Origin of the sequence: Nannocystis sp. (assembly GCF_016714285.1) — a bacterium.
GTDB lineage: Bacteria > Myxococcota_A > Polyangia > Nannocystales > Nannocystaceae > Nannocystis.
Map to the genome: position 1 here is coordinate 320054 of NZ_JADJNN010000003.1, position 19616 is coordinate 339669.

A 19616-nucleotide genomic window follows, 5' to 3' on the forward strand; every position below is an offset into this window, starting at 1 on the left:
TCAGCGGAGCCAGCCGAGGTAGCAGGTCGCCCCGGGCTGGCGGCGCGCGGCGGCGAGGGCCCGCTTGAAGGTCGCGTAGGAGCGGAAGAACAGCTCGAGGCCGACGCGCTGGCGCGGCGAGAGCGGGCCCTCGCTGCAGATGACCTTGGGGTCGTGCACGCCGAGGTCGAGGAAGCCGATCACGCCGACAGCGACCAGCGAGCGGCGGGTGCCGTGCGGCAGGCGGGGGCCGAGGACGACGGCGTCGAGGAGGTCGCCGTCACCGGAGCGCCGGCCGGCGATCGATCCGTAGTTGTATGGGCAGGGGAGCGGGGCGATGAAGTCGACGGAGCCGTCGCTGCGCCGCTTGACCATGCTCCACCGCGGGTACTCGACCAGGACCTCGCAGCGCTCGCCGCGGGCCGGGAGGTCGAGGTCGCAGGGCGGAGCGTCGCGCACGGGCAGCACGTAGCACGCGGCCCGCGTCGCGACCAGCGCGATCAGGTCGCCGGTGCTCGCAGCTCCTGCGAGCATCGGCGCCATCGCGCCTGGGGGTGTGCGCTGAGTTCTCCAGGACGAGCGTCGCTGGAGCGCTCGCGGGCCCGGGCGATTGATCGTACATGTCTCTCAGGACATGTATCAGGGCAGCGGCACGCAGCGGGTCAGGATCGCGTCGCGGATCGCGTCGCCGCCGGCGGGCACGCTGTCCATCTCGTGCGGGGCGCCGGTGATGTAGTCGATGTCGACCGCGGCGCCCCCGGCGAGCAGCGAGTCGTGCAAGGCGGTGGCCAGCGGCTCGTAGGCGCCGGGGTCGTCCTTGCCGATCATGAAGTGGATCGGGAGATCGCCGAGGTCAGCGACGTCGGGCCCGAGCTCGGGGCCGCGCTCGGCGAGCAGGGCGAGGTCGCCCGGGCCTGGTTTGGTGCAGCGCGGGGTGTCGGCGAATGCGATGTCCATCAGCGAACGCGGGCCGTTGCCGAGCTGGCAGCCGGTGCTCGCGCAATCGGGGCAGGTCGCCTGGCGCAGGGCGTCGCACTGGTCCGGCCAATCCGCGTCCGCCTCGCCCTGGCAGGCGAGATCGAGGCGGTGAAACGGGCCCGAGGTCGGCATGGCGAAGTCGAGGGAGGGCGCGGCGCCTTGCCAGGTCAGGGCATAGCCGAGCTCGGCGCTGCCGCCCGAATTGCCGGTGGCGCACAGCGGGCCGCGGGCGGGGGGCGATGTGCGGAGGTGACGGATGAGCGCGGCGAGGCGACAGGCGGCATGCTGCGGGCCGTCGGTGCCGCCGGTGAACCATCCCGCGGGCCAGCGGCGCTCGACCACGGTGTAGCCGGTGTTGTTGAGCGCCTTGGTCTGGGTGAAGTTGTAGAAGCCAGTGCCGTCGCCGCCGCTGCCGAACAGCACGGTGCCCCTGGATGGGACGCCGTTCTTGGCCCCGTAGATCGCGAGGTCGACGATCGCCGGGGCCAGGCCGGCGCAGGTCACCTCGTAGCGCTCGCAGCGAGTCGCGGCCGGCGGCGACTTCTCGCAGGGCATGTCGAGCAGCGTGACCATCTCGTCCTCGCTCGCGCCGGTGCTGTCGGCGGCGCCGGTGCTGTCGGCGGCGCCGGTGCTGCCGGTGCTGTCGGGCATGCCGCTGGTGCTCGCGTCGCTGCCTGTCGTCGGGGCGGAGCTGGTCGGGGTGTCGGTGGAGCTGTCGCTGGCGGTGGTGGTCGAGCTTGTGGTGGAGCTGCCGGTGGCGTCGCCGGTGGAGCCGGCATCGGTCGTGGTGGACGAGCCGGTGTCACCGGGGCAGGCGATGAGGAGGGCAGATATCGGGAGCAGGCGAAAGGTAGGGGTCATGAGCGGGCGCCGATCGGAATGATCGTACACCTGCATGCGGCGGCAGCGTCGACGATGGGGATGGTTGTGGGTTGCAGGGGGGAGGCGACCCCACGCGACCTCGACGTATTGGGTCTGCCGAGAACGTTTTTTGGGAAAGTCGCCCGGTATGAACGAATTTCTGGCCGCGTGACGATTCTTGGCTGGGCCGTGGCGCCATTGGCGTGGCTTCGCGCCTCCCCGGAGGGCGCGGATCTTCGGGCAGCGCGGTGTCGCTCGCCCGGCGCCGACATGTCCCTCGGGACAGGTTACACCGACGCTGTCGGGCGACATTTTCGTTACGATGCCCGGTATGCGTTCATGGATTTCTGCCGGTCACCTCTCACTCATCTCTGTCGCTGCGCTGGCATCTGCCTGCGGTGACGACTCCGCAGGCACGCAGGGCACTGACGCCGCGACGGGCACCGGGACCGGTGTCGCGAGCGTGACCTCGGGGGTCGACACCAGCGCGACGGGTCCCGGCGGGAGCACCACGCAGGTGCCGACCGGGGGCGACAGCGAGTCGAACTCGACGGTGGCCACGGACGTGACGAGCGCGACCGGGACGACGGGCGACGTGAGCGCGACGGGGCCCGGCATGACGACGACCGGCATGACGAGCGACTCGACGGCCACCGACGTGTCGACGAGCACGGGCCCGGGCAGCACCAGCGGCGACCCGCCGTGCGCGGACGGGACGATCTTGTGCGAGGGCAACAACAAGAAGGTCTGCGACGGCGTGGGCGGCTTCAAGGACGAGGAGGTCTGCCCGGGCTTCTGCCTCGAGGGGGTCGGCTGCGTCGCGTGTGAGCCGGGGAGCTTCAAGTGCGAGGGCGACAAGGTCCAGAAGTGCGACGATCAGGGCGGCGCCTACGGGGACATCGAGACCTGCGACCCGATCCAGGGCCAGCTGTGTGACGCGATGGCGGGCAGCTGTCAGGGCGACTGCGCGCCGGCCAATCTCGGGACCAGCTACATCGGCTGCGACTACTACCCGACGGTGACGGCCGGCCTGCACGAGACGAACCCGTGGGTGTTCGACTACGCGGTGGTGGTCGCCAACACGACCGCGAAGAACACCAAGATCACGGTGACGCGCGGCGCCAACCTGATCGTGAACGACATGGTCGGGCCGAACACGGCGAAGGTGATCAAGCTGCCGTACATCGACGCGCTGAACATCCCGGCCATCGCCACCCAGGGCCCGACGGTGATGCTGGCCGACGGGGCCTACCGCCTGCGCTCCGACAACCCGGTGACGGTCTATCAATACCAGCCGCTGCAGTACAAGGTCGGTAACGCCTTCTCGTACATCAACGACGCGGGGCTGCTGCTGCCGGTGAACACCTGGGGTCAGGACTTCCGGGTCGCGTCGCGCAACCACTGGACCTTCGCCAACTACCAGATCCCCGGCTTCTACGCGGTGACGGCGAAGGAGGACGGCACGCAGGTGACGCTGACGCCGTCGGCGACCGGCAACAAGGTGTACGCGGGCGCGGGGGTCGCGGCCGACGGGACCGGCGTGGTCATGCTGAACGAGGGCGACGTGCTCGAGGTGTTCACGCAGGCGAAGGGCGGCGGCCCGGACGGCTCCGACCTGACCGGCACGCGCATCGAGTCGACCAAGCCGGTGCAGGTGATCGGCGGCCACAAGTGCACCAATGTGCCGTTCAACGTGCAGTTCTGCGACCGCCTGGAGGAGTCGATCCCGCCGATCGACGTGCTGTCGAAGGAGTACATCGTCACCGCACCGCTGATCAACGCCAACACGAAGAAGGGCGAGATGGTCCGCATCATCGCTACCGAGGCGAACACGGCGCTGACCTACGATCCGCCGCAGAACGGCGCGCCGGCAATGCTGGTCAACGCCGGCGACTACGCGGAGATCGCCAACACCCAGGCGGACTTCAAGATCACCGGCGACAAGAAGATCCTGGTCGCGCAGTACTTCATCGGTCAAAACGGCGGCGGCGGCTCGGGCGACCCGGCGATGGCGATCGCGGTGACCACCGAGCAGTTCCGGACCGGGTATCTCATCCACGCGCCGACCAACTACGACACCAGCTTCGCCAATATCGTCGCGCCGCCCAACGCCAACATCACGGTCGACGGCGCCCCGGTCGGCGGCTTCGCGGCGATCGGCGCGACCGGCTTCAGCGTGGCCCGCATCCCGCTGTCGAACGCGGGCGACGGCAATCACCTGTTCGCGGGCGACCAGAAGTTCGGCGTGATGATCTACGGGTACGGGCAATATACGAGCTACTGGTACCCGGGCGGGCTCGACCTGAACTTCATCCCGCAGTGATCAATCTTCGCCGGGCTCGGAGCCCGACAGCGGGAGCTGATGCCCACGTCCGGCGTGGCGTTGCTTCCAGCTGGCGAGCTCGGGGTCGGCCAGGCCGCGCATCGAGTCGCGCCGCTGCGCCCCGTCGGGAGCGAACCACAGCGCCAGCCCCGCCCCCAGGCGTCCGCCACGAAACGCACCGGCGATATCGCGGAGCACCTGGGGTTGATCGAGGGACAGCGCCATCCAGACCTTGAGCACGACAGCGAGGTCATCGACCATCGCCAGGTAGGTTTGCTCCGCCTGCGCCTGCCAGCGTTCGATGGCCCGCGCGAAGCCGGTGTGCGCGAGGGTCTGCCCGGTCGCGGATGTGGCGAGCACATGCATCCAGATCATCATGGTCAGGTGGTGGGAGGCGTAGGGCATGAAGATCTCCGCCCACGCGGGGTAGGCACGCGTCCGCCGCCGGGTCTCCACGTCACGGAGCACCAACACCGCGGCGACCAGCTCTGCGCCGGTCAAGGTCGGTGTAAACACCTGACTGTAGTACTGATCGAACAATTTCATCCCCGCGGTGCGGGCCACGTGGGGCTTTTGGCGCCACACCGACATGATCGCCTCGGCGGCCTCGGCAGAGCCGATCGCTCCCTCCATGCGGCGGGCGCCGCCGCGTTTGGACACGTAGGTGTAGCCGATCGCCTGGACGTCGAGGACGAGCCGGCGCTGCACCTCGTCGTTGGCGCGGAGGTCCTGCAGCTCGATCGGCGTCTGACTGTTGGTCGCGTAGGTGATCTTGTCGACGATCTCCTGGTCGTCCTCCCCCAGCGCGTACAGGCGTACCAGCACGTGCGCCTGCGAGTAGTCGTCCTCGGGGCGGGCTTCCAGCGCGCGTTGGATCGTCTTGCAGGTTTGACCGCCATTGATGATCTGCAGCCCCTTGACCTGTACCGCGAAGTTCCGGGCTTGCAGCGAGTTATGCTGGAAGCCGCGGCAGACCATCGTGACCCCGTTGTTATAGAAGTAAAAATTGGGGCGCAGCGCGGGCGTTGCGAGCGTCGTCAGCATGTCGTGGTTGACGCGATTGTTCGGGCCCAGGAAGCGGCGGATGTTTCGCTCGAGCAGGAGGTCGCCGTGCTCGTGCATCAGGGCGGCGATCTGGCGCACGCTGAGCCGGCCGACGAGGACGCGACGGAAGCTGAGGTCCTCGACGGCGGCGTCGCCCTCGAAGGCCAGGACCGTGTTGATCTCGCGGGGTACCTTCAGCTCGACGAGGCGGCGGTGATTGACGTGCTCCCATTGCACCTGGCGGGGATCGAGGTCCGCCTGGGCGATGCGAGCGTCACCGTCCTTCTGCCAGCGTACGCCGTTGTTGCACAGCACGACCTGGACCTGGGGGATCGCGCCGTCGCGGATCCGCGAGCGGGCGTCCTCGACCGCGTGGGCGATGTCCCGCATGCCGGTGAGAGGCTTCTCGGGGTCGAAGATGGTCGTGACAGTCTGGATGATCTTGGACAGCTCGCCGGCCGGGAACGCCTTTGTGCCATCGAGACTGCCATGATATTTGGCCTGAAATAGCCATACTGTGAAGCTGTCATGGAGCGTCTCGCCGACGTGGATCGCATCGACCCCGCCGTCCTCACCTCCATCGGTGAGGCAGTCGACGGCCTTCCCCTCGTCGAGCTCGAGGAGCGCCGCGACGCAGAGCGCGCAGAATGCATTGGACTTGCGCCGACCTGGATCGTCCACGCCGCGTGCTGCGAGGCGGGACCCGTATTCGTCGACGACCCTGCGGACCCACTGCTCGACGATGCCGGCGTAGCTGTCGCTCATGAGCGCGCAGCATACAACGATGACGCGTCGGTGGTCACTTGCGGCGGGGTCGCTTGCTCGCCCGGCTGCGGCGAGCGAGGGCCTCGTCGTGGGCGCGGCGGAGGGCGCGGAAGGCCTCGGGGTCGCCGCCGTGGTCGGGGTGGGTGAGGAGGGCGCGTTGGCGGAAGGCGGCGCGGATCTCCGGGATGGTGGCCTGGGGTGTGAGGCCGAGGAGCTGCCAGATCGACGCGGGGGCCTCGCGGGTGGCTCGCGGGGCGGTGCTCGTGGTGTCGCTGGCGGGGCTGGTGAAGGGCTCCTGGCCCATGAGGACGCGGGCCCAGGCGCGGGCCCAGCGGGCCTCGATCTCGACGAGGCTGCGACCGGCGGCCTGCTCAGCGGCACGCAGGGCCTCGTCGCGGGTGCGGGCGCCGCCCTCGGAGGCGTCGGGCTTGCGGAAGGGCTCGCGGGTCGGCGGGGCGGTCCACCACGCGGCCCACAGGAAGCGGCGGCGCTTCGTCGGGGCGATCGAGACGGCGGCGGCGAACAGCTCGGACACGCGGGGCAGGCTACTCGAAGTGGCGCGGGAGCTGTGAGGCGCTTCGCTCACGAGGGGGCGGCCGTGCAGAGTGCGACGATATTACTCGCGGGAGGCGGCGTCGCTGGCCACCGCGCTGAGGTGGGGGGGTGTCTCGACGACGCCGATGGTCTCGGGGCGGCTCTCGGTGTATTGGGCGGTGCCGAAGATCTCGACGAGCTCGGGCCAGCCGCGGCGATCGAGGGTCTGCAGGGTCTGCTCGGAGAGGCGCGAGAAGTCGGTGAAATGGCCGGTCGTGATCGAGGTTTCGAGGCAGCGCCCGTGGGCGGCGACGGCGGCGGCGAGCAGTGGTTGCACCTGGGTGAGCATCGCCTCGCAGTAGGCGGCGACGATTGGGGGGGCGTCGATCTCGGCGGGGAGCTCGGCGAGCAGGAGGGCGGCGGCGCGGTACTCGGCGAGCTGCCCCAGGCGGGTGAGCGCGGCGATCGTCGCTTCGGGGCTGGTGCGGGAGGCCGCGATCTCTGCGTATTGCCGCTCGAGCGTCTGCGCCAGCGCGCCTGTGTCGGCGAGGTATTTGGATAGGCGCCGGAGCGAGTCCTCGCGGACGCGCTGCTGTTTGCGGTCCGCGGGCTCGCTTGCGAAGCGGAGGCCCGAGGGCACAGGGAGCGCGAGCAGCTCCTCGAGCTTGGCGTCGGCGAGGTGGAGGGCGGCCATCGCCGTGGCGTCGTGGTAGGCGCGTGCGCGCGGAACGTCGTCGGCGGGGATCGCCACCGGAGCGCGACGGGCGAGCTCGAGGGCCTCGGTGAGCCAGCGGCGGGCCTCGGCGGCGAGCTTTGGGTTGCGGGGGTAGACCGTCAGCGTCGGGGTCGTGGCTTGTTTGCAGGTCGGCGGCTCGGGGGGTCTGGGGCGCTGATGGTGACGGGTGCGATCGCGGAGCATGCGGGCGCGGTCGCGGGGGCCCTCGTCGGAGGTCTTGCCGCCAGGGCGCTGTATGGATATGCACAGGTCGTGGAGCGGGCCCTTCTCGCACGCGGCCTGCCACTGCAGTTGGCCGACGCGGGCCGACGCGACGATCAGGAGGTCCTGCGGGCCCGACTTGCCGTGGCGCTTGAGGTACGCGATGGCGTGCTCGCGGTGCTCGTGATCGCCGCGGAGCAGGTCGCGGCGGCGCCAGAAGATCTGGGCGGCCTGCTCCGGGTCGCGCCGGAGGTACCGCGCCTCGAGGCGGTCGAGCACGGCGAGCGCCTGGTCGCGCTGACCGAGGCCGACGCGGATGCGGTAGGCGTCGCGGAGCAGGTCTGGCGTCTGCATGTCGTCGGGGTAGCGGGCGGCGTACTGTTCAGCGAAGTCGGCGGCGTCGGCGTAGCGGCCGACGGCCTCGTGGCCACGGGCGAGCTCGGCGAGGGCGCGGCGGGCGAGCTCGGGGTCGGTGGGCTGGGCGCTGGGCGCCTCGGGAGGCGCGGCGTGGGTCGGCGCCCCGACCAGCAGGGCGAGCACGGCGAGCGCGAGCACGGCGGCTTTGTGGTGCGGGCGCATCGGCCGGGGGACAACCGGGTCGCGGCGATGTTCCTGGCTCGCGGTCGGGCGCGGGTTCACGGGTCAGGGCATTTGGGCGGGGGTTGGCCGGTGTCGGGGCCGGGGGCGCCGCAGTCGATCCACTCGCGCAGGAGGGCGAGCTCGTCGTCGGGGACGATCGCCGCGGGCGGCATCGGCTTGCTGTCGTACTTCTGCCAGTCGATCGCGCGGACCTCGATGCTGGCGGCGAAGGGGACGACGCCGGCGTGGGCGTCGAAGTTGACGGCGCAGGGGGCACCGGCACGGTCGGCGGTCGGCAGGGCGGAGCTGTGACAGCCGGTGCACCAGCTGAGCATGAAGGCCTCGCCGAAGTTCTCCCAGGTGAGCATATTGTCGCAGTGGACGGCGTCGCCGGTGCTGCTGGTATGGGTCGTCGCAGCGGTGGTATCGGCGGCGCCGCTGGTGCTCTCGGCGGTGGTGGTGGTGGCGGCTTCGGTGGTGGTATTGGTGGTGGTCGGCGTTGCGGCGCTGGAGGAGGAGGTGGTGGCGGCGGTGGTGGTGCTTTCGCTGTCGCTGTCTTCGTGGCCGCAGGCGGCGAGGACGGCGGCGAGGAGGAGGCGCTCAGGGAGCGATGAAGCCTTCGATCGGTGGGACATCGGGGAGCCACTCCTGGGGGTCGACGCCGACGAGCTTGAGGACGCCGGCGGCGAAGTTGTCGTAGCGAAGGGGTTCGAGGGACTTGTCGTCGGCCTTGCCGGTGAGGAGGTTGACGTTGCGGCCGTTGAGGCTGCTGTCGGTGCCGCCGTAGACCCCGGGCTGGACGCCGGCGCCGAGGACCATGGCGGAGGTGATGGGCCAGTGGTCCTTGCCGCCCTGGGGCGCGGGGGCGTTGAGCTTGGGGGTGCGGCCCATCTCGGACATGACGACGACGACGGTGTCGGCGAGGCGGCCGGCGGCCTCGAGCTTGGCCATGAGGAGGGAGAGGTCGGCGAACAGTGCGTCGGCGCTGTCGCCCTGGTCGGCGATGGTGGTGTGGGTGTCCCAGTCCTGGCCGCTGTCGAGGTAGACGGCGCAGGAGCTCTGGTCGAGCATGGTGATGGCGAGGTCGACCTGACCGGGGAGGGCCGAGGAGGCGCTGAGCTTGAGGGTCTGGAGGGCCGGGATGGCGCGGAGGTCGTCGGCGCGGTGGAAGCAATCACGGTAGTCGCCGAGGCGGCGATTGTTGTCGCCGAGGGCGCCGCGGAGCTTGGCGGCCGCGGCCGCGCGAGCCTCGACGTAATCGTGGATCTGCTGGGCCTCGGCGGGGCCCGGGACGAGCAATGGAGTCTGCGTATAGTCGACCTTGGTGGGCGCGGGCTTGTAGCTCTTCTTGGCGCGGTCGAGCAATGTTGCGATCTGGTTGTGGTTGCCGAGGCGGCCCATCTGGGCGGCGAAGGGGCCGGCATAGGCGCCGCCGCCGATGTCGGCGTAGGGGAGCGGCAGGCCGTCGCCGAGGCTGACCGCCGTGATCGCGCCGAGGTCGGGGCTCAGCTCGGTGCGGGTGCCGGTCATCATGCGCACGTGGGCGCTGAAGTGGGCGATCGAGCCGACGTTGATGCCGCGGACGACGGCGCAGCCGCTGGCCCAGTCCTTGAAGAACAGGTCGATGTTGGGGTGGCCGTCGGGGCTGAGGACCTCGATGCCCTTGCTGTACGGGATGACGGTGCCGGCGGGCGAGTCGATGCTCTTGTTCTGCGGGTCCTGCGGGTCGATGTGCCACACGGGGTCCCAGGCGCCGCGGGCGAACACGACGAGGAGGTTCTTCGCGCCGGCCGCGGCGGCGCGGCGGGGGAGGGCGAGCGCGCCGAGGCCGGCGAGGCCGAGACCGATGAATGAACGACGATTGAATCGCATGAGATATCCCTCCTAGTAGAAGGTCAGGCGGTGGTCCTGGAACATGGCGGTGAGCAAGATCTTCCACTTCTGGCGGTTGTCGCCGGCGACGGCGGTCCACAGGGCGAAGGACTGGTCGACCTCGGGGCTGTCGGCGGCGACCAGCTCGGCGAGGACGCGGGCGTGGAGCAGGGCGATCTGGGCGCGCACGCCGGGCTCGTCGCCGGTGCTGTCCTTGAGCTCGGTGAGGAGGGTGGCCTTGGCGGGGAGGTCGAAGTCGCGGTCGACGACGTAGCCGGCGGCCTCGGCCGCGAGGGCCTGCAGCACGAGGGTGCGGGTGGGGTTGAAGGTGTGGGTCGGCTGGGTGATCGAGTAGCCGTCGATGCCGCCGGCCATGGCGCGGTAGCCGAAGGCGTCGCTGCCGAGCAGCGAGAACTCGCCGTTGATGTCGTCGGCGGTGCGGATGCCGTACCAGTCGAAGCCGGCGAGCTCCTTGAACATGCGGGCGAGCTGCTCGGGCCGGGCGACCTTGTAGCCGACCAGGGTCTCGGCCTCCTCGGCGTCGAGGCTGTGGCTGGCGCGGAACTCGTCGGACAGGACGATCTCGCGGGCGAGGGCGCGGACGTCGAGCTTGCCGTCCTGGTCGAGGGCGTCGGTGAAGCGCGCGACCAGGGCGAAGGGGACGGCGTCCTGGTGGACCTGGGCCATGTAGCTGTAGAAGCGCCGCGCGGTGCACTGGGCGAAGCGGGGGTCGGCGGCGATGCGTAGGCCGAGCTTGTCGACGCCGCCCTCGGCCTCGGGGACGCCGAAGTAGCCGGGGGTGCGCTTGGTCTTGGTCTTCCAGTCGTCCTCGAAGTCGAGCTCGTATTCGGTGGTGGGATAACAGACGTCGGGCTTGAGGCAGGTGACGCCGTCCATCGCGTCGTAGGCCTGGACGAGGCCGGCGCGGCCGCGGGAGGCGACGCCCCAGAAGTAGCCGGCGAGGGGGTCGAGGGTCTGGTGGCAGCCCTGACAGCCGGGGTTCTGCTGGAGGGCGTTGTTGACGGCGTCGGGGTCGGAGAAGTCGACGTCGTTGAAGGGGGGGACGTCGCGGGTGAGGTAGTCGTCGCAGAGGAAGACGCGGCTGACGAGGTTGGCGCGGGCGCGCTGGTAGTTGTTGCCGTTGGAGGCGTGGCGGTGCCACAGCGCGGAGCTCGCGAGCACGCCGCCGCCCTTGGGACGGTCGTCGCTCCACTGCACGGGCTGCCAGCCGCCGGTCTGCTTGTCGTAGCCGCTGACGTGCCAGGCGGTTGCGCCGATCTCGTCGACCATGACGGTGTCGGTGGTGACGATCTCGCTGAAGGAGCGGGTGGGGTCGGAGACCACCCAGGCGATGAGCTGCAGCGGCTCCTCGGGGGTCGAGGCCATGTAGGTCGCGTCGTCGAGGTCGAGCAGCGGGCCGCGGTAGGCGAGCATGGAGCCGTTGAGCTGGGCGCGCACGAGCAGCGCCTCGGCGTAGATATCCTTGACGGTCTCGGCGAAGCGCGGGTCGGCGAGGTAGTCGTCGACGAACATCGGCAGCAGGGTCGGGTCGGCGGCGACGTCGGCGAGGTCGTCGGCGGACGGCCGGACGCCGCGCAGGGCCATCGAGACGCGGACGAGGTGGTCGGTGGGGGACAGCGGGACGGTGGTGGGCGCCGGGCCGTCGGTGGTGGGGTCATCGGCGGTGGTGGCGGTGGTGGTGCCGGCGGTGGTGCCGGGTTCGCTGTCGCTGCTCGCGGTGGTGGTGGGGTTGTCGCTGTCGCCGCTGGTGGGCGCGGTGGCGCTGGCGTCGGTGGTGGCGGACTTGGTGGTGTCGCTGCTGCCGTTGCCGGTGTCGTCGCTGCAGGCTGCGAGGGCGAGGGCGGCGGAGAGCGAGAGGCTGCGGATCGGTGTCATGCGTGGTCTCCTCGCGGTCGGTGGGCGGCTGGGTGGGTCACTTGTCGGCGCAGGCGCGGGTGACGTCGAAGACGCGGCCCTTGGGGCCGCGGACGACGAGCTGGCCCTTGCCGGTGTAGCGCCAGGCGAGCGTGGAGCCGGCGCCCCAGGCGATGAGGCCCTCGCCGGCGTCGGGGCAGTTGGCCTCGCAGACGTGGACGTCGTGGCCGGCGGCGCTGATCTCTTGGGTATCGGTGGCGATCTCGAGGCCGAAGTCGGCGGTGAAGCAGCCGAGGTTGGTGGTCCAGCTCGAGTCGCTGCGGGCGCTCAGGTGGTCGCCGTCGGGGCCGATGAGCTCGGCCTCGCCGTGATGGACGCGCGCTGACTTGTCGGTGGGGATCCGCAGCGTGGAGTCGGCGGCGAGCAGCTCCACTTCGCCGAGCTTGAGGGCGTCGATCTCGAGGGTGTAGACGACGGCGACGATGCAGGCGGTGCCGTCGCAGTCGCCGGTCTCGGGGGCGATGTGCAGCTGGACGAGGCCGTCGAGCTCGTGGTTGGCGGCGTAGTCGCAGGCGGTGAAGCGCAGGCTGAGGCTGTCGGCGGTGCGGGTGAGCGTCAGGCAGTCGGGGTCGACGAGGTCCTGGCGCAGGCGATCCTCGACCTGGGCGAGGGCGACGGCGGCGACGTCGTCAGCGGCGAGGTCGCGGAGGCCGACCGGGCGGAGCATGCGGTCGAACACGCGGAGCTGGGCGACGTCGGTGTCGAGCGCGGTGAGGGTCTGGTTGGTGACCGGCTTGTCGTCGGCCGCGGGGGCGTCGGGATCGCAGGCGGCGAGGATCGCCGCGAGTGACAGTGCCGTCCGGAGTGGGCCCACGGGAGACCCACAGCACGCTTCGAGCCAGCGACACGCGAGGGATCTCGCGGACATGGGTGGGCGTGCCCGGGCCCTGGGCGGGTGGTGTTGACGACTGTCAAGGGTCGACTGTCGAGGTGTTCGCCCTCGCCGGTCGTGGTGCGCTCAGGGACAGAAGGGTGGGACGGTGAGCGGGCAGAGGGTGGCGTCGGCGTCGTCGCAGCGGATCGGGACGAGGAGTTCGTCGTCGGCGTCGGCGAGGTCGGCGAAGCCGCACAGGCGGCGGTCGTCCTCGCCGCAGCCGAGGCGGGTGTGGCCGAGCACGGCGATCTGTCGCGTGCCGGCGAGCTCGATGTCGACGATCGGCTGCATCGCGGCGCGCAGGGTCGCCTCGATCTCGGCGAGCTCGGTAGGCGCGTCGACGGTGACGCAGCGGCGGGCGAGCGTGCAGGGGGCGCCGTCGGCGTCGCCGTAGACCTCGACCGAGACGCTGGCGAGGGCGCCGAGACGCTCGGGGGTGCAGCTGGCGTCGCCGCTCAGCTCGAGGGCGATGATGGTGGGCTCGGGGCTGCAGCCGGCGAGGCCGAGGACGAGGCCGAGGACGAGGGGCCGGGCCGCGATCATGGGACGATGAGCTGGAGGTGGCCGCTGTCGTGGGGTCGCAGGCCGAGGCCGAGGCCGAGGCCGAGCGCGACGCTGGTGACGGCGGCGGCGGCGAGGCCGACCCACAGGCGGGTGCGGCGGTTGTTGCGGGGCTTTTCGTCGCGTGGTCGCGGCGGGATGTTGTTGCTGCTGCGCAGGCTGGCGAGGGCGGCGGTGACGGCCTGACCAGGGGAGTCGCCGCGGGCGGGGTCACGGATACCGTCCTCGAGGATCAGTCGGGCGAGGTGGCCGTCCGCGGTGGCGGCGAGCCAGAGGATCGGTCGGTCGTCGGCGAGTTTGCGGAGGGCCGCGCGGGCGCTGGGCTCGGCGGGGTCGAGGCGGCCGGCGACCCACAGCGGGCCGATCGGGTCGGTGGGGTCGGGACGGAGGGTCGCGGCGATCGGGGCGTCAGCGGGGAGATCGAGGACGCGAGCGTCGGCGGCGTGGCCGGGGGCGTCGATCTGCAGCAGGTGCAGGCCGGGGCGCAGGCCGGGGAGCTCGGCGAGCGGGCGACAGTCGACGCGCACGCTGGCGTCGACGGGGAGCACGGCGCGGCGCATGGGGCGAAGCGGGCGCTGGCTGTCACTCGCTTGCAAGAAGGCGAAGCCGACGTCGGGGCCGTAGAGGGCGCCGTCGGGGCGGCGCTGCGGGTCGAGGGCGAGGGCGAGGGTGTAGCGGTCGCGGGCGCGGAGGGCGTCGCCGGGGCGGGCGCGGGCGCCGTATGCGAGGCCGAGCTGGAACTCGATGTCCCACAGGGTGGCGCTGCACAGCGGGTCGCCGTCGAGGGCGAGGGCGGCGTCGGTCTCGAGGCGCTCGAGGCCGGCGATCATGTCGTCGTAGCGCTGCTCGAGGTAGGCGCGGCGGGCGGTGGCGAGGCCGGACTCGACGGCGCCGAGGGTCCTCGCGGTGGCCTCGCTGCTGGCGGCGGCCTCGGCGAGCAGGCGATCGCGCAGCGGGCCGAGCTCGCGCAGCTGGTGGCCCTCGGCCGTCGCGGCGGCGCTGGCCCCGTGCACGGGGGTGGTCGGGGTCCGCGGCCAGAGCAGCAGCTCGCGAGCGTGCGCGGCGGCGGGCGCGAGTGCGCACAGCGCTGTCCAGAATAGACAGGCGAGGCGGGCGAGGCGAGCGAGGCGAGCGAGGCGGGTGAGGCGAGCGAGGCGGGCGAGGCGGGCGAGCGCGGTGCGGCGGGTGAAGCCGACGCGGTGGGCGAGGGGACGGGCGCGGTGCCGTATGATGGCCAGGTGGGCACGCGGCGGCTGGGTCGGTACGAGGTCGGCGAGCGGGTCGGCAGCGGTGGGCTGGCGGACGTGTATGTGGCGCACGTGGAGGGGGCGCAGGGGTTTCGCAAGCGGCTGGTGATCAAGCAGCTGCGGAGCGAGTTGCATGCGCACCCGGAGGCGTTCGCCCTGCTGCTGGCCGAGGCTCAGCTGGTCCAGCGGCTGTCGCACGGGAACATCGTACAGGTGTTCGACTTCGGCGTCGACGCGCAAGTCCCGTATCTGGTGATGGAGCACGTCGACGGGGTTTCGTTGGCGGACCTGCTGCGCGACGCTCGCGAGCGCGACGCGGCGATCGACGCGTCGGCGGTGTTGTTCGTGGTCGAGTCGGTGTGCGCGGCCCTCGACTATGCACACTGCGCGGTGGACGAGGCGGAGCAGCCGCTCGGGCTGGTCCATCGCGACGTGACGCCGGCGAACATCCTGGTGTCGCGTGAGGGCCTGGTGAAGCTCACGGACTTCGGCATCGCCCGCCTGAGCGCGGCGGCGGGGGCGGAGGGGCGGGCGATCGGGACGCCGGGTTATCGGGCACCCGAGCAGGAGGCGGGGGCGGAGGTCGATCGTCGGGCCGATGTATATGCGCTCGGGGTGGTCGTGGCGGAGCTGGCCGAGCGCGTCGCGGAGCCGCCTCTGCGAACTGGGCTGGTGGCGCTGGCAGAGCGGGCGACGCGGACGGCGGTGGCCGAGCGGATCGCCGACGCGGGGGCGCTGGGTCGCGAGCTCGAGCAGCTGCGTGCGAGCTCCGCGGTGCCGCGCGGCGCGGGGGAGCTGGCGGCGCGGGTGCGCCGACTGCAAGGCGAGCGCCTGCGGGTCGCGCAGAGCGTGGACGCGGCGCTGCGCATGCGCGGGCGGGCGGCGCAGACCGAGGCGCTGGTCGGGTCGCCGGCGCGAGGGCGGGCGAGTCGGTGGAGCCTGGGGCTCGGGCTGGCGGGGGTGGTGATCGCGGGGACGATCGCGGCGCTGCTGATGCCCGACGCGCGCGGTGACGCGGACGGGGCGGTGGTCGCGGCGATGCGCGAGGGGCTGGAGTCGCCAGGGCTCGCTGCGAGCGCGGTCGAGGCGGCGGGGCCGAGCGTGGGGCCGGCCGCGATGAGCGTGGGGTCGGTCGCCTCGGTAGCGATCGATGACGGGCCGGTCGTCGGGGCCGCGATCGGTGGCGGAGAGACGGTCGCCGGGGTGGCGATCGATAGCGGAGAGACGGGCATGGTTTCGCCCGTCGGGGCGGAGCGGTCGCAGCGGGTCCGGCCGGCGCTGGTGGGTGGGCGCCTGCGGGTCAACCTGATCCCGTGGGCGGAGGCCAGCCTCGACGGAGTGGCGATCGGGCGCACACCGATCGACCGCAGCGTCGCGCCGGGACGGCACACGCTCGAGCTGCGCAACCCGGACAGCGGTCAGCGGCGCAGCCGCGAGATCGAGGTGCGCCGCGGCGGGGAGCTGAACATCACGGAGTGGTAAGGTCCGGGCGATGACCTCGGCGAGGACAACGGCGACGGTGAATTCCCGAGCTGAACATCACGGAGTGGTAAGGTCCGGGCGACCGATGTCCGCCGCCAGTCCGCACACCGAGCAGCTCCGTGACGCCCGCGGGGTCGTCAGCCTCCGCCGCCACCCGCTGCGCATCAGCGTCACGGCGGGGCCCGACCGCAAGCTGGTGCGCGAGCTGAGCGGCGAGCGCATCGTGGTCGGCACGCACGAGAGCTGCGACCTGGTGTTGACCGACCCGACGGTGTCGCGGCAGCACCTCGAGATCTCGCTGGTGCCGCAGGGCTGGGCGCTGTGCGATCTGGACTCGCGCAACGGGACCTTCGTCGGCGACCTGCGCGTGCGCGAGGTGATCGTCAGCCGCGATACCCGGGTGCAGGTCGGCGGGACGCAGCTGCGGCTCGAGCCCGTGCGGGCGGCGGTCGAGCTGGCGGTCGGGGACACCGAGCGCTTCGGGCCGCTGCTCGGGCGCAGCCCGGTGATGCGTCGGCTGTTCGAGGTGCTGGGTCGCATCGCGCCGAGCGACGCGACGGTGCTGATCACCGGCGAGTCCGGCACCGGCAAGGAGGTCGCGGCGCGGGCGATCCACGACGCGAGTCCGCGGCGCCACAAGCCCTTCGTGGTGGTCGACTGCGGCGGGTTGCCGGCCAACCTGATCGAGAGCGAGTTGTATGGTCACCAGCGCGGGGCCTTCACCGGCGCGACCCACCCGCGCGACGGGGCCTTCGTGGCGGCCGAGGGCGGGACCCTGTTCCTCGACGAGCTCGGCGAGCTGCCGCTCGAGCTTCAGACGCGCCTGCTCGGCGTGCTCGAGCGGCGCCAGGTCCAGCCGCTCGGCTCGAACCGCCCGCGCAGCGTCGACACGCGGGTGATCGCGGCGAGCAATCGCGACCTGCGGAAGGAGGTCAACCGCGGCAGCTTCCGCGCCGACCTGTACTTTCGTCTCGCGGTGATGAACGTGCACATGCCGGCGCTGCGCGAGCATAGCGAGGACATCCCGCAGTATGTGGCGGCGATGCTGGCGGAGTGGTCGGAGGCGGGCAGCCCGGCGCAGATCGACGCGGAGACGGTGGCCCGCCTGCAGGCGCAGCCGTGGCCGGGGAACGTCCGCGAGCTGCGGAACACGGTGGAGCGGGCGGTGATTTTGGGCGAGTTGCAGGCGCCGGTCGAGGCTGCGTTCACGCAGGCACCGGGGCAGGCGTCCGCGTCGTCGGCGACGGAGAGCCGCGCCGCGGTCGTCGACTCGACGATCCCGTTCAAGACCGGCAAGGCCGCGCTCATCGAGCAGTACGAGCGCAGCTACATCGAGGCGCTGATGCAGCGCTTCGGGCAGAACATCACGCGCGCGACCCGGGCGGCGGAGATCGACCGGGTGTACCTGTTGCGCCTGCTCGACAAGTACGGGCTGCGGCCCGGCCGCCAGGGCTGAGCGATCGGCAGAGTCTGCCGGATCGGGGCCCGGCTCGCTCGGCGGTTGTTGCCGGCATGTCCCTTGGGACAGATCAGCGGTGCGGGCGCTCGGAGAAATTCTGCGACGCGTTGTAATCGCCGATCGCGTCGGGTCACTCATCCTCGAAGCCCCATGCGGGCAACAACGGAGTGGCAGATGCAAATCAAGCAATGGACAGGTCATGGTCGTTTCCTCGGGCTTATCATCGGCGCCGCGCTGTTCGGGCTCGTGCCTGGCTGCGATGCGGGTGACGGCGATGTCGACGATCGCAGCATCGACGGCGAGGACGAGGAGGACGGCGAGGGCGCCGACGATGAGGGCTGCGATTCGATGGGCGGCGAGGGCGAGCACGGTCACAAGCCGCCGAAGGGCGAGAAGCCGCCGAAGGGTGAGAAGCCGCCGAAGGGTGAGAAGCCGCCGAAGGGTGACAAGCCGGGCTGCGGTTGCGGCAAGCCGCCGCCGCCCCCTCCTCCGCCGCCCTGCGACGAGGATGGTGGTCCCGGTGAGGGCACGGGTCCTGGTGAGGGCACGGGTGGAGAGAGCACGGGCGGCGAGAGCAGCGGCGGGGACGAGACGACCGGGAGCGACCCTATCCCGCAGTGAAGCGCCGCGGCGACGGGGTGGGCGATGGCGAGGCGCGCAGCGAGGTCGAGCCGACCTCGCGGCGCCGCCGCGACGGCGTGGGCGATGGCGAGGCGCGCAGCGAGGTCGAGCCGACCTCGCGGCGACGCGCCTGGGCCCGGCGCCCGGAGGAGGGAGACATGGAAGCCAGGATCTTGATCGTGGACGATGACCCGTGGACCCCGGAGGTGGTGAGCTCCGCGTTGCGCGATGGGGACTACGTCTTCTCGACGGCGCGCGACGGCTGTGTGGCGCTGGCCAAGGCGCTGCGCGAGCCGCCGCAGCTGGTGATCTCGGGCGTACGCATGCCAGGGATGAGCGGGTGGCGGCTGGTCCGCAAGCTGCGTGCGCACCGACGCCTCTCGGCGACGCCGTTCATCTTCCTCACGGACATGACCCACGCGGCGAGCCGTCGTCACGGCTTTCGCGTCGGCGCCGACGACTATCTGGGCAAGCCCTGCGACCCGCGCGAGCTGGCGCTCCGGGTGGCGAACGCGCTGCGGCGCAGCCGTTCGCGCGGCGCTCCGGGCCCCGTGGAGGCGCGGGGCTTCTCGGGGGCGATCGAGGACATCAGCCTGGCGTCGCTGCTGGTGCTGCTGGAGATGGAGCACAAGACCGGGATGCTGGTGCTCAGCCGCCGCGGCTCGCGTGAGCGCTGCCGGCTGTTCCTGCGCGAGGGGCACATCGTGGCGGCCTTCCTCGACGGCGACCCGAGTCGGGTCCACCGCGAGCTGCTCTACGCGATCGTGGGGTGGTCGGCTGGGGTGTTCGAGTTCAAGTCGCTGCCGGTCGAGATGCGCGACGAGGTGGGCTCCAGCACCACGCACCTGTTGATGGAGGCGATGCGGCGCAGCGACGAGGAGGGCCGCCTCGACGAGGTGGACGTGTGCGCGAGCTCGGGCGAGTTCATGTGAGGGCCGCGCCGGCACGCGGCCCTGGGCCTGCGGCGGCACGCTCACCGGCAGCCCTGCGGCGGCGGCACGCCGGCCCCGGCCCCGGGCCCGGGCCCGGGCTCGATCGGCCAGTGGACAGTCGGTCGACGATGGGCCTAAGGTGTCTGGAGGTATGCGGGCGATCTTCCAGTTCCTCGTCTGTTTCGTCGCGGCCGGCAACGGTCTCGCCGTCGGCGCCTGCACTTCCGAGACCGGGAGCATGCCGGTCCTCGAGCCCTACTTCGAGGCTCGCGACGCGCGAACGTCCACGTTCTGCGGCTGTTTTCACGAGCTGGTCGGCTCCGGCGACCCGGTTGCCTGCGAGGAGGCGCAGGCGCTGACGGGCGCGCAGAAGGGCTGCATTGGCGGCATCTTCGACGATCATCCTGCGGACCAATACACCTACTATAGCGCCCCGCTCGAGTGCCTGGCTGCGGTCGAGTCCGACTATGCCGCTTGCCTGCACCCGCTGGGGTGCGAAGACTTCGACGGGCTTGACGTCTGCGTCAAGGCGTACAACGAGGCGGTGCTCGACTGCCCGCGCCTGAGCGAGCACGACACGGAGGACTTCGAGCAGTGCATGCTTCTCTGAGGCCGCGGGCGCGGCGACTGTTG

General features: G+C 71.5%; 17 protein-coding genes. 6 read left to right on the forward strand and 11 right to left on the reverse strand.

All coding sequences use genetic code 11. The features are described from left to right. Positions 1-522 (reverse strand): inorganic diphosphatase, encoded by a 522-nt coding sequence (locus IPJ59_RS08950; protein WP_293270808.1) that lies wholly within the window; start codon positions 520-522, stop codon positions 1-3. A 96-nt stretch (positions 523-618) separates the two neighbouring features. Beyond that, on the reverse strand, positions 619-1818 hold the full coding sequence (locus tag IPJ59_RS08955; RefSeq protein WP_293270810.1) for a hypothetical protein: 1200 nt from the start codon (positions 1816-1818) through the stop codon (positions 619-621). A 463-nt stretch (positions 1819-2281) separates the two neighbouring features. On the opposite strand from IPJ59_RS08955, the gene IPJ59_RS08960 reads away from it, so the two are divergent. After that, a complete protein-coding gene (locus tag IPJ59_RS08960; protein ID WP_293270812.1) occupies positions 2282-4141 on the forward strand; it encodes an IgGFc-binding protein in 1860 nt (619 codons plus the stop codon). Here the strand turns inward: IPJ59_RS08960 and IPJ59_RS08965 are convergent, their stop codons facing one another. From IPJ59_RS08965 to IPJ59_RS09005, 9 genes are all read right to left on the reverse strand, one after another. Next, entirely contained in the window at positions 4142-5950 is a 1809-nt protein-coding gene (locus IPJ59_RS08965; RefSeq protein WP_293270814.1) for an AIPR family protein, read from the reverse strand. 34 nt (positions 5951-5984) lie between these two features. Then, on the reverse strand, positions 5985-6485 hold the full coding sequence (locus IPJ59_RS08970; RefSeq protein WP_293270815.1) for a DnaJ domain-containing protein: 501 nt from the start codon (positions 6483-6485) through the stop codon (positions 5985-5987). A gap of 81 nt (positions 6486-6566) precedes the next feature. Further along, entirely contained in the window at positions 6567-8000 is a 1434-nt protein-coding gene (locus IPJ59_RS08975; RefSeq protein WP_293270816.1) for a tetratricopeptide repeat protein, read from the reverse strand. Between the two features lie 56 nt (positions 8001-8056). Continuing rightward, positions 8057-8635 carry a hypothetical protein gene (locus tag IPJ59_RS08980; RefSeq protein WP_293259146.1) on the reverse strand — a complete coding sequence of 193 codons (579 nt, stop codon included), beginning with the start codon at positions 8633-8635 and terminating at the stop codon, positions 8057-8059. Further along, positions 8601-9872: a DUF1501 domain-containing protein gene (locus IPJ59_RS08985; RefSeq protein ID WP_293270818.1), complete on the reverse strand. Its 1272-nt coding sequence runs from the start codon at positions 9870-9872 to the stop codon at positions 8601-8603. The genes IPJ59_RS08980 and IPJ59_RS08985 overlap by 35 nt, the downstream gene beginning before the upstream one ends. A gap of 12 nt (positions 9873-9884) precedes the next feature. After that, complete coding sequence (locus IPJ59_RS08990) at positions 9885-11768, reverse strand: hypothetical protein (RefSeq protein ID WP_293270820.1); 1884 nt, start codon at positions 11766-11768, stop codon at positions 9885-9887. Positions 11769-11805: 37 nt separating this feature from the next. Continuing rightward, positions 11806-12621 carry a hypothetical protein gene (locus tag IPJ59_RS08995; protein ID WP_293270822.1) on the reverse strand — a complete coding sequence of 272 codons (816 nt, stop codon included), beginning with the start codon at positions 12619-12621 and terminating at the stop codon, positions 11806-11808. A gap of 144 nt (positions 12622-12765) precedes the next feature. Beyond that, positions 12766-13224 (reverse strand): hypothetical protein, encoded by a 459-nt coding sequence (locus IPJ59_RS09000; RefSeq protein ID WP_293270824.1) that lies wholly within the window; start codon positions 13222-13224, stop codon positions 12766-12768. Beyond that, entirely contained in the window at positions 13221-14561 is a 1341-nt protein-coding gene (locus IPJ59_RS09005) for a hypothetical protein (RefSeq protein WP_293270826.1), read from the reverse strand. The genes IPJ59_RS09000 and IPJ59_RS09005 overlap by 4 nt, the downstream gene beginning before the upstream one ends. Between IPJ59_RS09005 and IPJ59_RS09010 the strand changes: the two genes are divergently transcribed. The 5 genes from IPJ59_RS09010 (at position 14562) to IPJ59_RS09030 (ending at position 19593) form a co-directional block, all read left to right on the forward strand. Beyond that, a complete protein-coding gene (locus tag IPJ59_RS09010; protein ID WP_293270828.1) occupies positions 14562-15971 on the forward strand; it encodes a serine/threonine-protein kinase in 1410 nt (469 codons plus the stop codon). It abuts the gene before it with no gap. A gap of 85 nt (positions 15972-16056) precedes the next feature. Next, positions 16057-17427 carry a sigma 54-interacting transcriptional regulator gene (locus IPJ59_RS09015; RefSeq protein WP_293270830.1) on the forward strand — a complete coding sequence of 457 codons (1371 nt, stop codon included), beginning with the start codon at positions 16057-16059 and terminating at the stop codon, positions 17425-17427. A gap of 177 nt (positions 17428-17604) precedes the next feature. Then, the gene (locus IPJ59_RS09020; protein ID WP_293270832.1) at positions 17605-18051 is read left to right on the forward strand and encodes a hypothetical protein; all 447 of its coding nucleotides are present in this window, start codon (positions 17605-17607) and stop codon (positions 18049-18051) included. After that, positions 18048-18983 (forward strand): response regulator, encoded by a 936-nt coding sequence (locus tag IPJ59_RS09025; protein ID WP_293270835.1) that lies wholly within the window; start codon positions 18048-18050, stop codon positions 18981-18983. The genes IPJ59_RS09020 and IPJ59_RS09025 overlap by 4 nt, the downstream gene beginning before the upstream one ends. A gap of 151 nt (positions 18984-19134) precedes the next feature. Further along, entirely contained in the window at positions 19135-19593 is a 459-nt protein-coding gene (locus tag IPJ59_RS09030; protein ID WP_293270836.1) for a hypothetical protein, read from the forward strand. Positions 19594-19616 lie beyond the last annotated feature (23 nt).